General features: G+C 53.7%; 14 protein-coding genes. 9 read left to right on the top strand and 5 right to left on the bottom strand.

What is annotated here, in order from left to right:
* Positions 1-143: 143 nt before the first annotated feature.
* Complete coding sequence (locus tag OGY35_RS15125; RefSeq protein ID WP_152405469.1) at positions 144-575, top strand: nuclear transport factor 2 family protein; 432 nt, start codon at positions 144-146, stop codon at positions 573-575.
* A gap of 149 nt (positions 576-724) precedes the next feature.
* Here OGY35_RS15125 and pgm read toward each other — a convergent pair whose 3' ends face one another.
* Complete coding sequence (pgm, locus tag OGY35_RS15120) at positions 725-2,365, bottom strand: phosphoglucomutase (alpha-D-glucose-1,6-bisphosphate-dependent) (RefSeq protein ID WP_152405470.1); 1,641 nt, start codon at positions 2,363-2,365, stop codon at positions 725-727.
* A gap of 23 nt (positions 2,366-2,388) precedes the next feature.
* Positions 2,389-2,934, bottom strand: a complete 546-nt coding sequence (gene seqA, locus OGY35_RS15115; RefSeq protein WP_152405471.1) for a replication initiation negative regulator SeqA — start codon at positions 2,932-2,934, stop codon at positions 2,389-2,391.
* 190 nt (positions 2,935-3,124) lie between these two features.
* On the opposite strand from seqA, the gene ybfF reads away from it, so the two are divergent.
* From ybfF to tcuC, 8 genes are all read left to right on the top strand, one after another.
* Complete coding sequence (gene ybfF, locus OGY35_RS15110) at positions 3,125-3,898, top strand: esterase (protein ID WP_152405472.1); 774 nt, start codon at positions 3,125-3,127, stop codon at positions 3,896-3,898.
* Positions 3,899-4,026: 128 nt separating this feature from the next.
* The gene (gene ybfE, locus OGY35_RS15105; protein WP_044326665.1) at positions 4,027-4,320 is read left to right on the top strand and encodes a LexA regulated protein; all 294 of its coding nucleotides are present in this window, start codon (positions 4,027-4,029) and stop codon (positions 4,318-4,320) included.
* A gap of 149 nt (positions 4,321-4,469) precedes the next feature.
* Positions 4,470-5,000 carry a flavodoxin FldA gene (fldA, locus tag OGY35_RS15100; protein ID WP_046477502.1) on the top strand — a complete coding sequence of 177 codons (531 nt, stop codon included), beginning with the start codon at positions 4,470-4,472 and terminating at the stop codon, positions 4,998-5,000.
* A gap of 280 nt (positions 5,001-5,280) precedes the next feature.
* Positions 5,281-5,727, top strand: coding sequence for a ferric iron uptake transcriptional regulator (gene fur, locus OGY35_RS15095; RefSeq protein WP_046477500.1), 447 nt, complete (start codon positions 5,281-5,283; stop codon positions 5,725-5,727).
* 130 nt (positions 5,728-5,857) lie between these two features.
* Positions 5,858-6,784 carry a tricarballylate utilization LysR family transcriptional regulator TcuR gene (tcuR, locus tag OGY35_RS15090; RefSeq protein ID WP_286632690.1) on the top strand — a complete coding sequence of 309 codons (927 nt, stop codon included), beginning with the start codon at positions 5,858-5,860 and terminating at the stop codon, positions 6,782-6,784.
* A gap of 97 nt (positions 6,785-6,881) precedes the next feature.
* The gene (gene tcuA / locus OGY35_RS15085) at positions 6,882-8,285 is read left to right on the top strand and encodes an FAD-dependent tricarballylate dehydrogenase TcuA (RefSeq protein WP_286632689.1); all 1,404 of its coding nucleotides are present in this window, start codon (positions 6,882-6,884) and stop codon (positions 8,283-8,285) included.
* Positions 8,272-9,411 carry a tricarballylate utilization 4Fe-4S protein TcuB gene (tcuB, locus tag OGY35_RS15080; RefSeq protein ID WP_152405476.1) on the top strand — a complete coding sequence of 380 codons (1,140 nt, stop codon included), beginning with the start codon at positions 8,272-8,274 and terminating at the stop codon, positions 9,409-9,411. Before tcuA ends, tcuB begins: the two co-directional genes overlap by 14 nt.
* Positions 9,412-9,464: 53 nt before the next feature.
* Entirely contained in the window at positions 9,465-10,760 is a 1,296-nt protein-coding gene (gene tcuC, locus OGY35_RS15075; RefSeq protein WP_286632688.1) for a tricarballylate/proton symporter TcuC, read from the top strand.
* A 52-nt stretch (positions 10,761-10,812) separates the two neighbouring features.
* Here tcuC and OGY35_RS15070 read toward each other — a convergent pair whose 3' ends face one another.
* The 3 genes from OGY35_RS15070 to glnS all read right to left on the bottom strand — a co-directional run bounded on the left by OGY35_RS15070 (position 10,813) and on the right by glnS (position 14,697).
* On the bottom strand, positions 10,813-11,145 hold the full coding sequence (locus OGY35_RS15070; protein WP_125368863.1) for a ChiQ/YbfN family lipoprotein: 333 nt from the start codon (positions 11,143-11,145) through the stop codon (positions 10,813-10,815).
* 49 nt (positions 11,146-11,194) lie between these two features.
* Positions 11,195-12,601 (bottom strand): chitoporin ChiP, encoded by a 1,407-nt coding sequence (gene chiP, locus OGY35_RS15065; RefSeq protein ID WP_152405478.1) that lies wholly within the window; start codon positions 12,599-12,601, stop codon positions 11,195-11,197.
* A gap of 428 nt (positions 12,602-13,029) precedes the next feature.
* Positions 13,030-14,697, bottom strand: a complete 1,668-nt coding sequence (gene glnS, locus OGY35_RS15060; RefSeq protein ID WP_286632687.1) for a glutamine--tRNA ligase — start codon at positions 14,695-14,697, stop codon at positions 13,030-13,032.
* Positions 14,698-14,852: the final 155 nt, after the last annotated feature.

Below are 14,852 nucleotides of genomic sequence, written 5' to 3'. Positions count from 1 at the left end.
TTTTCACAGTCTGTGACACTCATCATTAAAACATCATTTTATTTTTAATGAATGCATGTTCTATTTACATCCTGATTGTTTCGACAGAATTTCATTAGGTTCAGGGGCCGACTGAGGCCAAAAATTTCTATCAGGAGATGAACATGAAAAAAGCATTTTGTATGGCGCTCTTGCTGTTAAGCAGCTCTTGCTTTGCACAGAGTACAGACGTTAAAGCGGTGACAGATGCCGTAGAAAGCATGCGTCAGGCGATGCTGAGCGGTGAAAAATCCAGTCTGGAAAAAGTGGGAACCGCCTCCCTGAGCTATGGCCATTCCAGCGGAAGAATTGAAAATAACGCCGAATTTGTTGACGCTATAGTGACAGGAAAATCACAATTCAAGACCTTAAATCTGAACGATCAGACTGTTCAGATTGATGGCGATGTCGCGATCGTCCGCCATATTCTGGAGGCGAAAACAAACGACAGCGGCAAACCAGGCGAAGTGAAAATCGGCGTGATGCTGGTGATGAAAAAAGACAGCGCGGGTGACTGGAAGTTATTAGCGCGTCAGGCGTATAAGCTCCCCCAATAACCACGCGAACTTCCAATATCGTGCGAGCGTAGGCCTGATAAGCGAAGCGCCTTCAGGCAATAAAACCACGCCGGATGGCAGCCTACGGGAAAGCGTGCGGGAATAGAAAGAGGAGCCGATTGGCTCCTTTTTTAATGCGACTTTTCAACTCAGGCGTTTTTCAGCACTTCGCTGACGATTTCGACCGCTTCTTTTTCGATCTGCTTGCGATGCTCTTCACCGAGGAAGCTCTCGCAATAGATCTTGTACGCATCTTCCGTACCGGACGGACGCGCGGCGAACCAGCCGTTGTCGGTCATCACTTTCAGACCGCCAATCGACGCACCGTTACCCGGTGCTGCGGTCAGACGCGCGGTTATCGGGTCACCTGCCAGCGTGCTGGCGCTGACCATCTCCGGAGACAGTTTAGACAGCGCCGCCTTTTGTGCGGACGTTGCGCCTGCCTGTAGACGGTTGTAGCTCGGCGCACCAAAACGGGCAGCAAGCTCGTTGTAATGCTCCTGCGGGTTCTTCCCGGTGACGGCGGTAATTTCCGCCGCCAGCAGGCACATAATGATCCCATCTTTATCAGTCGACCACGGCGTACCGTCAAAACGCAGGAAGGATGCCCCCGCGCTCTCTTCGCCGCCAAAACCGAAGCTGCCGTCAAACAGACCATCAACAAACCATTTAAAGCCCACCGGAACTTCAACCAGTTTGCGACCCAGATCGTTAACCACGCGGTCGATCATCGCCGAAGAGACCAGCGTTTTACCGACGGCCACCTCTTTACCCCATTGCGGACGATGCTGGAACAAGTAGTTGATCGCCACCGCCAGATAGTGGTTTGGATTCATCAGCCCCGCCGGGGTGACAATACCGTGACGGTCATAATCGGGGTCGTTGGCGAACGCCAGGTCGAACTTGTCGCGCAGCGCGAGCAAACCGGCCATCGCACACTCAGACGAGCAGTCCATACGGATCGCGCCATCTTTATCGAGATGCATAAAGCGGAAAGTTTGATCAACCTGATCGTTTACGATGGTCAGATTCAGTTTGTAATGTTCAGCGATACGCTTCCAGTATTCGATACCGGAACCGCCCAGCGGATCCACGCCCAGCGTCAGACCGGCTTTCTGGATCGCCGCCATATCGACGATATCCGCCAGCCCCTCAACGAATGGCTGTACCAGGTCCTGCTCTTTGACATGACCCGACGCCAGCGCCGCATCCAGAGAAATACGCTTCACGCCTTTGAGGTCATCAGCCAGTAGCGCATTCGCGCGGTCTTCCACCACTTTCGTGACGTTAGTATCTGCCGGGCCACCGTTAGGCGGGTTGTATTTAATGCCGCCATCTTCCGGCGGGTTGTGGGACGGGGTAATGACAATACCGTCAGCCAGCGGGCCGCCTTTTTTGTTGTGGACCAGAATTGCATTCGATACGGCTGGCGTTGGGGTAAAACCGTTGTTCTCCTGAACAATCACGTCGACACCGTTCGCTGCGAGCACTTCCAGTACGGAGATAAACGCCGGTTCGGACAGCGCATGGGTGTCTTTACCCACATAGCACGGACCCGTAATGCCGTTTTTCGCACGCTCTTCCGCGATAGCCTGCGCAATCGCCAGAATGTGGGGCTCGTTGAAGCTATGACGACCTGCACTGCCACGGTGTCCGGAAGTGCCGAACTTCACCGCGTGTTCCGCATTTCCTTTTGCGGGCTTCAGTACATAGTATTGTGCCGTCAGTTGAGCGACGTTAATCAAATCACTTTGTTGCGCAGGCTTGCCTGCACGGTCGTGGATTGCCATTGCCTGGTCCTTTTCTGCATGGATTAAATTGTTCCGCAAACCTTTTCAATCAATTCCGCCGGGAATTGCATTGACTGCATGATGTGTTCGATCATGCTGCATTTACGGCCGGTGTTGGTGTTGGTGATCACCCAATAAGGCGTGCCGGGCACGTGTTTTGGTTTGGTTTGATTACCGTTTTTCAGTAGCGTCTGTTCATCAGCCGCAAAATAGACACGCGTACGGCCATGCAACGATTCCGTTGCTTCAGCAAACGCGTGTTGATCCAGTGTATAAAGTGTAGTCAGCACCAGCATAAAGCGGTTAACCGCTTTCTTCTGTTCCGCATATTCATCGGACAGAAGCAGTTCACGCATCGCGCGCACTTTATCTTTGACAAGATTGACGGGTTTCGCCTCTGCAACCACCGGTTGCGCAGTGCGAACCTCTTTTGTCACTGGCGTGACGGGCTGTGATGCGGCGGAAAACTTCAACATACGCCGTAAAATCTCGGATGCGCTCTCGCCGATATGCTTCGTGTGGCTGGCAATATAGCTATAGAGTTCATCATCAACTTCAATCGTTTTCATCTTAATCCAGTGCGGTGTCTTATCTGATCTGAAATACAAATCGTTGGGAGTATAGGGGCAAATCCCAACGGCGAATAGCGTCAAACCTGGCTGAACAAAAAACTCGGAGAAAACCGAAGTGGTTGCAGCCCAGTGGCAGAATGGTCAACATAATACCCTAACCCGACAGAGCGAAAAAAAGAACTTTGCCATGAAATTGAATATCCGAGCGCAATCCGCACAAAACCTGCACAATAATTCTCCCATCGTACTGGTTCACGGTTTATTTGGTAGTCTGGACAACCTGGGCGTGCTCGCACGAGACCTGGTGAACGACCATGACATCATCCAGGTCGATATGCGTAACCACGGTCTCTCTCCTCGCGACCCGGTGATGAACTACCCGGCGATGGCACAGGATCTGCTGGATACGCTGGAGGCACAACACATCGAAAAAGCCACCTTTATTGGTCACTCGATGGGCGGTAAAGCGGTAATGGCGCTCAGCGCGCTGGCCCCGGAACGCATCGATCGTTTAGTGGCAATAGATATCGCCCCGGTGGACTACCCTGTCCGCCGACACGACGAAATTTTCGCTGCCATCAACGCGGTGACGGCATCAGAGGCAAAGACCCGCCAGCAGGCGGCTGCGGTCATGCGCGAATATCTTAATGAAGAAGGCGTGATTCAGTTTTTGCTGAAATCATATGTTGACGGCGAGTGGCGTTTTAACGTGCCGGTGCTGTGGGAACAATACCCGCATATCGTCGGCTGGGAGACGATTCCGGCCTGGGATCATCCGGCGCTGTTTATCCCCGGCGGCAACTCCCCTTATGTCACCGAGGCGTATCGCGCCGATTTACTGGCCCAGTTCCCACAGGCGCGTGCGCATGTGATTGCCGGGGCGGGTCATTGGGTGCATGCCGAAAAGCCGGAGGCGGTGCTGCGCGCCATCCGTCGTTATCTCAACGAGACGGCTAACTGATTAAAAACTCAGCGTCCGTGCGCGATTACACGTACGAACGTTGGCGCGCCTCATCCGCTGATGTATGATGGCGCGCTATCCATCCGGGCAGAGGCCTGGCTGATTGTTTCCCCGAAGTCACCAAAATCATGGCCAAAGAACAAACGGACCGTACGACACTAGATCTGTTCGCGCACGAGCGTCGCCCGGGACGACCGAAAACCAATCCGCTTTCGCGCGATGAACAACTGCGCATTAACAAGCGTAATCAGCTAAAACGCGACAAAGTTCGTGGTCTTAAGCGTGTCGAGCTCAAACTCAACGCGGAAGCCGTTGACGCGCTAAATGAGCTGGCGGAATCCCGGGAGATGAGCCGCAGCGAACTGATTGAAGAGATACTGATGGCCCAACTGGCGGCGCTACGCGGCCAGGATCTCGCCTGAAATCACCCCATTCCCCACTTTCGTGTAGCATGGAGTGCACTCGTATGCGTTTGCTATTTCCGCATACCTGACTGTTCTGCTATGATTGCCGTTATCTGTGGGCAACTCGCCACCACCATTTCAATAAGTTTCAAGAGGTTACTTTACTCATGGCAATCACTGGCATCTTTTTCGGCAGCGACACTGGGAATACCGAAAATATCGCAAAAATGATTCAAAAACAGCTTGGTAAAGACGTTGCCGATGTGCATGACATTGCAAAAAGCAGCAAGGAAGATCTCGAAGGCTATGACATTCTGCTGCTTGGTATCCCAACCTGGTACTACGGTGAAGCGCAGTGCGACTGGGACGACTTCTTCCCGACCCTCGAAGACATTGATTTTAACGGCAAACTGGTTGCGCTGTTTGGCTGCGGCGATCAGGAAGACTATGCTGAATACTTCTGCGACGCGTTAGGCACAATCCGCGATATCATTGAGCCGCGCGGCGCAACCATCGTGGGTCACTGGCCGACCGCAGGCTATCATTTTGAAGCGTCCAAAGGTCTGGCGGATGACGACCATTTTGTCGGTCTGGCGATTGACGAAGACCGTCAGCCGGAACTGACCGCCGAGCGCGTGGAAAAATGGGTGAAGCAGATTTCTGAAGAACTGCACCTCGACGACATCATTAACGCCTGATGTACGGCGGCGCAGACAATGTTTGCGCCGCATCAATAGACAGAACCAATCAAAATAATTGCTACAAATTTGTAACTTTCTTGCCCATCCCTGTACAATGTGCGGGAGTTTTTAGGTGGCGCTCTCATTTCCAGGCAATACCGACTATTTATTAACATTTGCCAGAGGCTTGCGGTTTTCATTTAGACACGGCAGTCCTATAATGAAACGCATTATCTCGAGTGCAATTTCTGTCACTTCTTGTATGAAGTGAATCGTTTAGCAACAGGACAGATTCCGCATGACTGACAACAATACCGCATTAAAGAAGGCTGGCCTGAAAGTAACGCTTCCTCGTTTAAAGATCCTGGAAGTTCTTCAGGAACCGGAAAACCATCACGTCAGTGCGGAAGATTTATATAAACGACTGATCGACATGGGTGAAGAAATTGGTCTGGCGACCGTGTATCGCGTGCTGAACCAGTTTGACGACGCCGGGATCGTTACCCGCCACAATTTTGAAGGCGGTAAATCCGTTTTCGAGCTGACCCAGCAGCATCATCACGATCACCTTATTTGCCTCGATTGCGGCAAAGTGATCGAATTCAGTGATGATTCTATTGAAGCGCGTCAGCGTGAGATCGCGGCGAAGCATGGCATTCGTCTGACGAATCATAGCCTTTATCTGTACGGCCACTGCGCTGAAGGCGATTGTCGCGAAGACGAACACGCGCACGACGCGAAATAATTTGTATTATTCTGAAAAGCCAACCTGCCGGTTGGCTTTTTTTATGCGTGTTATTCCCCACGCCGCGCTTTCTTCTGACAGCATGTTGCTTTAATGTAAAATCTCACCCTGCCTTGTCCGGAGAATCGAAATGGAACTTCGCCAGCTACGTTATTTTGTCCGTATTGTGGAAACCGGGAGTATGGGCAGCGCGGCGCTCGATCTCGACATCGGCGTTTCCGCGCTCAGCCAGCAGATGACACGACTGGAAAACGAACTCGCGATTCGTCTGTTGCAGCGAACCTCGCGTGGCGTAACGCCAACCAACGCCGGTCTGGCCTTTTACTCACAGGCGCAACTGGCGCTGCGTCACGCTGATGACGCCATTCTGGCCGCGCGCGATGCGCGTCTGTCCGGACACGTCAGTGTCGGCATGGCCCCCAGCACGGCCTCTGTCCTGGGAATGCCGTTTATTCATGCTATGCGGGAACATTACGCCGACGTACGCTTGCATGTGGTGGTAAGCCTCTCGGGCAATCTGGAACGGATGATCAACACCCGTCAGATTGATCTGGCCGTCGTTTTTCAAAAAGAGAAGATCCTGCGCTGGAGCGCCAGGCCGGTTCTCGAAGAGCGGCTTTTTCTGATTGGCACGCACGAGCTGCTGGCGGATATTCCGGATGACACCATAACCCCTGCTCAACTGGCGAATATTCCCCTGATCATGCCAAGCCTCGGCCACGGACTGCGCGGCCGACTGGAGGCCATCTGCCAGGAACACGGACTAAAGGTTGATATCGCCACGGAAATTGACGGCCTGACGTTACTGATGCATGCCGTTCGCAGCGGACTCGGTGCCACGCTGCAACCCGGAGCTGCCATTTCGCACCTTGAGAGAGACGCGCTAAGAGTGATCGGTGTCCACAATCCTGTACTTAGCCGCCCCAATTTTCTGGTCAGCCTGTCTGACGATGAACTCACCCCCGCCGGGCTCGCCGCCCGCGTGATGCTCACCAAAGTCATGCGTGAACTTGTTGAAACCGGCTGTTGGCCGGGTGCAACCCTTTACGCTCACTAAACAGGTCTTTAGCTTTTCATCATAGCGCCCATACAACCCGTACGTATACATTTCAATTACAAATTTAACAAATAGTTAAATGGTAATGGAGTATACGATGGTGGATGTACTGGTGATTGGCGGCGGTAATGCCGCGTTATGTGCCGCCTTAACCGCTCGCGAGGCAGGAGCCTCCGTGTTGCTGTTAGAGGCTGCGCCACGGGAATGGCGCGGCGGCAATTCTCAACATACGCGCAATTTACGATGCATGCACGATGCGCCACAGGATGTGCTGGTCGAGAGTTATCCCGAAGAGGAATTCTGGCAGGATCTCTGGCGTGTCACGGAAGGCAACACCGATGAAGCGCTGGCGCGTCTGGTGATCCGCACCTCATCGCAGTGTCGTGACTGGATGCGCCAGCACGGTGTTAACTTTCAGCCTCCACTCTCTGGCGCACTGCACGTGGCGCGTACCAATGCCTTCTTCATGGGCGGCGGTAAAGCCCTCGTGAACGCCTATTACCGCAGCGCAGAAAAGCTGGGGGTTCAGATTCGCTACAACTCGCCGGTACAGGCGCTTGAATTGCACAACGGTGAATTCGTCGCCGCCCTGGCAGGGAACGAGCGCATTGAGGCCAAAGCCTGCGTCCTCGCCGCTGGCGGGTTTGAATCCAACCGCGAATGGCTGCGCGAGGCCTGGGGGGAAAACGCGCGTGGTGAATGGCCGGCCGATAACTTCCTCATTCGTGGCACCCGCTTTAATCAGGGCGTCTTGCTCAGATTTATGATCGATGCCGGGGCTGACATCATCGGCGATCCGTCCCAGTCCCACTGTGTTGCCATTGATGCCCGAGCCCCGCTGTATGACGGCGGCATTTGTACCCGCGTGGATTGCGTCTCGCTTGGCGTGGTGGTCAATCGGGACGCGGAGCGCTTTTACGATGAAGGCGAAGATTTCTGGCCGAAACGGTATGCCATCTGGGGGCGTCTGGTTGCCCACCAGCCCGGCCAGATTGGCTACTCCATTATCGATAGCAAAGCGATCGGCCACTTTATGCCGCCGGTTTTCCCGGGCGCGCAGGCCAACACGCTGGGTGAACTGGCCCGCCAGCTGGGGCTGAATACCGAACGCTTTACCCATACCGTGGAGCAGTACAACCAGGCCTGTCAACCGGGCCAGTTTGATCACACAACGCTGGATAACTGCGCGACGCAGGGCCTGACGCCACCCAAAACCCACTGGGCGCGGCCTATCGATACACCACCCTACTACGGCTATGCCCTACGTCCGGGGATCACCTTTACCTATCTGGGACTGAAAGTGAATGCACACGCTGCGGTCCACTTCGCTGGTGCCCCCAGCCGTAACCTGTTCGTTGCCGGTGAGATGATGGCAGGCAACGTGCTGGGCAAGGGTTATACCGCCGGTGTCGGCATGTCCATCGGCACCACGTTCGGGCGGATCGCAGGGAAAGAAGCCGCACGGGCGGCACGTAAGGAGGCGCGCCATGAAGCAGCTTGAAAAATTGATTATTGAAGCCAAAATTCTCACCGAGCCGGAGGCGGAAGTCGAGCGGGTGATGCAGGTTTGTAACGCCTGCCGCTATTGCGAAGGGTTTTGCGCCGTGTTTCCGGCAATGACTCAACGACTGGAATTCGGCAAAGCCGACATCAACTATCTTGCTAACCTGTGTCATAACTGTGGCGCCTGCTTACATGCCTGCCAGTATGCCCCGCCGCATGAGTTTGCTCTCAACGTGCCGAAAGCGATGGCGGAAGTACGCCTGGAGACCTATCAACATTACGCACAGCCTGCGGCCTTTGGCGCACTGTATCGCCGGGCAGGCGTCACCGTGACGCTGGCGCTGGTCTTTAGTTTGATCCTCTTTTTACTCCTCGCGATGGGGCTGAAAGGATCGCTGCGCCACCCACCGCTGGCCGGTGATTTCTACCAAATCTTCCCGCACAACCTGCTGGCATGGATGTTTGGTTCCGTTTTCGTTCTGGCGATCGGTTTACTGATGGCGGGCGTGATCCGCTTCTGGCGTGAGATATCGCCGGTCGGGCCACGTCCGGCGGAAATTGCCGAAGCTTCGCACAATGCGCTGACGCTGAAATACCTCGACGGCGGACATGGCAAAGGCTGCAACGACGCTGACGACGCCTTTACGCTGATGCGCCGTCGTTTCCATCATTTCACCTTCTACGGCTTTATGCTCTGTTTCGCCGCGACCGTGGTGGCGACCGGCTACCACTATTTTGCCGGATGGGAAGCCCCCTACCCGTTCTTTAGCGTGCCGGTCATGCTTGGCACGCTCGGAGGCGTCGGTTTAGTCGTCGGTCCGGCAGGCCTGCTGTGGCTAAACCTTAAGCGTTCGCCACTGCATGGTGACGCGCGGCAGAAACCAATGGATCGCGGATTTATTTTACTGCTGCTACTGACCAGCCTGACCGGTCTGGGCTTGCTGGCGGGAAGAGACACCTCATGGATGGGGATCCTGCTTGCCATCCATCTTGGCGTGGTCATGGCACTTTTTTTGACCATTCCGTACGGAAAATTTGCCCACGGATTTTACCGCTGCGCGTCTTTACTCAAATGGGCGATTGAGAAGCGACGCGGAAAACAGGCGGGGGTCGCAGGCGACTGACCCGCAAACTCTTACCTCTATAAATATTATGATAAGACAGTGGAGCAACCTCAATGACTCAACAACCATCGCGCGCCGGCACGTTCGGCGCAATACTGCGTGTGACCAGCGGTAATTTTCTCGAACAGTTCGATTTTTTTCTGTTTGGTTTTTATGCCACCTATATCGCAAAGACGTTTTTTCCTGCCGAAAGTGAGTTCGCCAGCCTCATGCTTACTTTTGCCGTTTTTGGCTCCGGCTTTTTAATGCGTCCCATCGGGGCGGTAATACTGGGGGCATATATCGACAGGATCGGCCGGCGTAAAGGGCTGATGGTCACTCTTGCAATCATGGGCTGCGGCACGCTGCTGATAGCCCTCGTTCCGGGTTATCAGACCATCGGCCTGCTGGCCCCCGCGCTGGTCCTGCTGGGGCGCTTGTTACAGGGATTCTCTGCCGGCGTCGAACTGGGTGGCGTCTCTGTTTATCTTTCTGAAATTGCAACGCCTGGCAACAAAGGCTTTTACACCAGTTGGCAATCGGCCAGTCAACAGGTCGCGATCGTTGTCGCCGCGCTGATTGGCTACGGCCTGAATGTCACGCTGGGACACGATGAGATATCTGAATGGGGTTGGCGAATCCCGTTCTTTATTGGCTGTATGATTATTCCGCTGATTTTTGTTCTTCGACGTTCACTACAGGAAACTGAAGCCTTTTTACAACGTAAGCACCGCCCCGACACCCGGGAGATTTTTACCACCATCGTTAAAAACTGGCGCATCATCACCGCAGGTACCTTACTGGTGGCGATGACGACCACGACCTTTTATTTTATTACCGTTTATACCCCTACATACGGGAGAGCCGTTTTGAACCTGAGCGCGCGTGACAGCCTGATAGTCACCATGCTGGTGGGGATTTCTAACTTCATCTGGCTGCCAATTGGCGGCGCCATCTCTGACCGGATTGGGCGTCGCCCGGTGCTGATGGGCATCACTTTGCTCGCCCTGATCACCACCTGGCCGGTAATGAACTGGCTTACCGCCGCCCCGGATTTCACCCGTATGACGCTGGTGCTGCTCTGGTTCTCGTTCTTCTTCGGCATGTACAACGGCGCGATGGTTGCCGCACTGACCGAAGTGATGCCGATTTATGTGCGAACCGTGGGGTTTTCGCTGGCCTTTAGCCTCGCCACGGCGATTTTCGGCGGCCTGACGCCCGCTATTTCCACGGCGCTGGTCCAGTTGACCGGCGATAAGAGTTCTCCGGGTTGGTGGCTCATGTGCGCAGCGCTCTGTGGACTCGCCGCGACCGCAATGCTGTTTGTCCGTCTCAGCCGCGGTTATCAGACGGCAGAGAATAAGCTCTGAAACGCAAACGGGCGGAGAGTTTTCTCCGCCCGTTTTATGCTGTCTCTGACGCTTACTTCGCCGTATTGTTGCTGCGAATTTCCTGCCAGATCTTATCGCAATCGGCTTTCACGGCCTGATCGTTACCGGTGCGCGTCGCCTGAATACACTGCTGGTAATCCAGCACCCTTACACTCTCCTGATTCGCAAACTGCTGATGCTGTTTCTCTTTTTTCAGCACATTCAGCACGCTCTGGCAGGCTTCGATTTTCTCTGGCGATCCCTGCGCCGTATTGATACAGGCGCTGTACGCCTCTTTCAACCGGCTGTCTTCTTTCGGGGCCGTTGACGGCGCGCAGGCCACCAGTCCCGAGGCCATCACGGCGATGAGTATCAGTTTTTTCATAGCATGGTCCTCAACGGTGCGGCAGGCGCAGGGCCTGCCGCTGTTGGCATTAGAAGATGGTGAACGGCGCAATCACGATGAACTTCACGTCGCGCTCATCCTGGAAGATGTTGCCATAACCGCCACCCCAGCTCGGGATGTTGGAGTGGTTGTCATATTCGGTGAAGTGCAGTTTAAACATGGTGCCTTTCGCACGACCGTCCTGCAGCGTATAGACCGCATCCAGGCTATAAGATGACTCTTCGATGGTACGGTTTTTGTCGTAGTACGCATCCGGGCTGCTCTGCCAGGTAGACGGTTTCGCGTCCCAGGCATACACATAAGAAGCCCCGACCGCCCAGCCAGGCAGATTCCAGTTCTTCAGGTCATACATTGCACCGAAGAAGACCGCTTTTTCACCGTTGGCGTTGAAGTCCGAACGGTTATCCCACCAGATATCCAGACGACCGTTGGATGACGCATAGGTCGGTGTCATACGTTGCAGGAAGAACCCTTGCTGACCATCGGCCTTAACCCAGGTCCCTTCCAGACGCAGGTCAACAACTTCCGCCACCTTGTAGCCGAAGGTCAACGCCTGCAGCCAGGCCGTACCGTCATAAATGTCGCTGGCGCTGCGGTCATCGACTTTGTCACGCGCTCCGTAGAACTGGTAGCTGGTGGAGAACGGATTGCCACCTAAATCGAACTTGTAGCTGGCTTTGGCGAAATACTGATCGACATAGCCTTCGGACTGACCAAATGCCGCTTCCAGCACCAGATCATTTTTGAAATCATATTTTGCGCCGACAGAGTGGAGATAATCGACTTTGGTCTTTTTATCGCCCTGGTAGAATTTATCGACTTCGGTGTGCCACGGCGCTTTATATTCATTGGCCCACATGTAGGAGAAGCTCAGTGCGCCCGCGTCACCGTAGTCAAAGTTAGCGCCCGCTTCGGCCCCCTGATAGGTACCCGGCATAAAGCTCCAGTGCGGCGCTAACAGCGTCTGGCCGGTAGGTTGAATATAACCGGCACGTGCCCAGGCGGGACCGTATTTGAATTTCGCGGCGGCCTTATACAAACTAATTCCGCTCTTATCACCGGAGTAGTCTTCGTCATAGCCTTTGTTCTTTTTCGAGAAGGCGATTTCGTTTGGATGTCCGCTGTCGCCGTTTTCCGCCATTTCAATTGCAGTAAACGCCGCCACATCGAGACCGAACATATCCGCCGCATAGCCGGACTGGAAATCCAGGTTGGCGTTCCAGGTCGCGTGAGAGAGGTTAGTTTTGTATTTATCGTCGTCGGTGACATCTTTACGGTCGCGCTCACGCTGCCAGTAATAGATGCCGCCCGTCAGGGTTGAATCATCGAAAAAGCCTTCGGCCTGTGCCTGCGGAACAACGACCAGACCCGACAGTGCTGTGATACCGGCGATAGCCAACGCCAGCGCACTACGTTTGCCACTAAACGTACGCATATGTTAATCCTCTTTGACGTATAAATTGCTGTTGCCAAAGGCAAAACAGCGAAAAAAATAAAAATTTAAAAGTAGCGGTGAGAGAAACCTCACTGACTACAGTGATAGACTATTTTTCGCGACGCGAATTATCAATCTCTTTCTGTAACGAGAATGTAAGAGTATGAGCAACCGCACATATTTCATCGCTTTCTGTTACATTTCATTCATTGGTTAATAAATGACAGTAAATATAAAAATTTTCTATGTTTTCCAGAAAGATGAAAGCTATTTCTTGTCATAAGCGGTTTATTACATAAGTTAGCGAAAACAAGCGTTTGTTAATGGCTTTAATTTTTGAATGGGAATTAATTCGCTTCGCAAAGTGAGATTTATCGGCGAAAAAAAACGCCGCAGAGTGCGGCGTTTGAAAGGGTCGTTGCGACGGCTTATTCGCCGACTTTCGCCCAGGTGTCACGCAGGCCAACGGTGCGGTTAAACACCAGTTTCTCTGCGCTGGCATAACGGCTGTCCAGGCAGAAGTAACCTTCGCGCTCAAACTGGAACGCTTTCCCTGCTACCGCAGCTTTCAGCGACGGCTCAGCAAAGCCCTGTTTGATCACCAGTGATTCCGGGTTCATCACGGACAGGAAGTCTTCCGCTGCCCCCGGGTTTGGTACGCTGAACAGACGATCGTAGAGACGGATCTCTACCGGCAGCGCGTGTGCGGCGCTAACCCAGTGGATAACGCCCTTCACTTTACGTCCGTCGGCCGGATCTTTGCTCAACGTATCCGCATCATAGGTACAGAAGATAGTGGTGATATTGCCTTCAGCATCTTTTTCCACGCGTTCTGCTTTCACCACGTAGGCGTTACGCAGGCGCACTTCTTTGCCCATCACCAGGCGCTTGTACTGCTTGTTGGCTTCTTCGCGGAAGTCAGCGCGATCAATCCAGATTTCACCGCTGAACGGAACCTCACGCGTGCCCATTTCCGGTTTGTTCGGATGGTTAGGCATGGTGACCATTTCGCTTTCACCCTGCGGGTAGTTCTCAATAACCAGTTTTACCGGATCGATAACCGCCATCGCACGCGGCGCGTTTTCGTTCAGATCTTCGCGGATACAGGATTCCAGCGACGCCATTTCGATCGTATTGTCCTGCTTGGTCACGCCAATGCGTTTGCAGAATTCACGGATTGCCGCCGCGGTATAGCCGCGACGACGCAGACCGGAGATGGTCGGCATACGCGGATCGTCCCAGCCTTCTACGTGTTTGTCAGCCACCAGCAGGTTCAGCTTACGCTTGGACATCACGGTGTATTCCAGATTCAGGCGCGAGAATTCATACTGGCGCGGGTGAACCGGAATGGAGATGTTGTCCAGCACCCAGTCGTACAAACGACGGTTGTCCTGGAACTCGAGCGTACACAGTGAGTGGGTAATGCCTTCCAGCGCGTCGCTGATGCAGTGGGTGAAGTCATACATCGGGTAGATGCACCACTTGTTGCCGGTCTGATGGTGCTCAGCAAATTTAATGCGGTACAGAACCGGATCGCGCATCACGATAAACGGCGATGCCATGTCGATCTTCGCACGCAGACAGGCTTTACCTTCTTCAAAGCCGCCGGTACGCATTTTTTCGAACAGCGCGAGGTTCTCTTCGATGCTGCGATCGCGGAACGGACTGTTTTTGCCTGGCTGAGTCAGTGTGCCACGGTATTCGCGGATCTGCTCCGGCGACAGTTCATCGACATACGCCAGACCTTTGTTGATCAGTTCAACCGCATAGGCGTGCAGCTGATCAAAGTAATCTGAGGAGTAGCGAACGTCGCCAGCCCAGTGAAAACCTAACCACTCAACGTCGTTTTTGATCGAATCAACGTACTCGATATCTTCTTTTACCGGGTTGGTGTCATCGAAACGCAGGTTGCACTGGCCCTGGTAATCTTGCGCGATACCAAAGTTCAGGCAGATAGATTTCGCGTGGCCAATGTGCAGATAGCCATTTGGCTCCGGCGGAAAACGGGTATGGATCGTGGTGTGCTTACCACTGGCCAGATCTTCATCGATGATCTGACGAATAAAGTTACTCGGGCGGGCTTCAGCCTCACTCATCGTGGATTCCTCAAAGCGTAAACAACGTATAACGGCATATGATCTTATAAGCCGGACAGACTGACAACCTTTAGTTACTGAAAAAGTGGTGTTGAAGAAAAATAGGAGGGAATTTGCTGCAAAAAAAAGCGGCAGAGGTTTTCCCCCGCCGCTTC

This window comes from Citrobacter sp. Ct235 (assembly GCF_030332305.1).
Classification (GTDB): Bacteria; Pseudomonadota; Gammaproteobacteria; order Enterobacterales; family Enterobacteriaceae; genus Citrobacter_A; species Citrobacter_A telavivensis.
Note: the sequence above shows the minus strand (reverse complement) of the source record. Positions and strands in the feature narration are given on the sequence as shown.

Bases quoted from the DNA above. Each gene is read 5' to 3' on its own strand.
- tcuC (WP_286632688.1), top strand. From the start codon at position 9,465: ATGACTCAACAACCATCGCGCGCCGGCACGTTCGGCGCAATACTGCGT.
- fldA (WP_046477502.1), top strand. From the start codon at position 4,470: ATGGCAATCACTGGCATCTTTTTCGGCAGCGACACTGGGAATACCGAA.
- tcuA (WP_286632689.1), top strand. From the start codon at position 6,882: ATGGTGGATGTACTGGTGATTGGCGGCGGTAATGCCGCGTTATGTGCC.
- tcuR (WP_286632690.1), top strand. From the start codon at position 5,858: ATGGAACTTCGCCAGCTACGTTATTTTGTCCGTATTGTGGAAACCGGG.
- OGY35_RS15070 (WP_125368863.1), bottom strand. From the start codon at position 11,145: ATGAAAAAACTGATACTCATCGCCGTGATGGCCTCGGGACTGGTGGCC.
- ybfF (WP_152405472.1), top strand. From the start codon at position 3,125: ATGAAATTGAATATCCGAGCGCAATCCGCACAAAACCTGCACAATAAT.
- seqA (WP_152405471.1), bottom strand. From the start codon at position 2,934: ATGAAAACGATTGAAGTTGATGATGAACTCTATAGCTATATTGCCAGC.
- glnS (WP_286632687.1), bottom strand. From the start codon at position 14,697: ATGAGTGAGGCTGAAGCCCGCCCGAGTAACTTTATTCGTCAGATCATC.
- tcuB (WP_152405476.1), top strand. From the start codon at position 8,272: ATGAAGCAGCTTGAAAAATTGATTATTGAAGCCAAAATTCTCACCGAG.
- ybfE (WP_044326665.1), top strand. From the start codon at position 4,027: ATGGCCAAAGAACAAACGGACCGTACGACACTAGATCTGTTCGCGCAC.
- chiP (WP_152405478.1), bottom strand. From the start codon at position 12,601: ATGCGTACGTTTAGTGGCAAACGTAGTGCGCTGGCGTTGGCTATCGCC.
- pgm (WP_152405470.1), bottom strand. From the start codon at position 2,365: ATGGCAATCCACGACCGTGCAGGCAAGCCTGCGCAACAAAGTGATTTG.
- fur (WP_046477500.1), top strand. From the start codon at position 5,281: ATGACTGACAACAATACCGCATTAAAGAAGGCTGGCCTGAAAGTAACG.
- OGY35_RS15125 (WP_152405469.1), top strand. From the start codon at position 144: ATGAAAAAAGCATTTTGTATGGCGCTCTTGCTGTTAAGCAGCTCTTGC.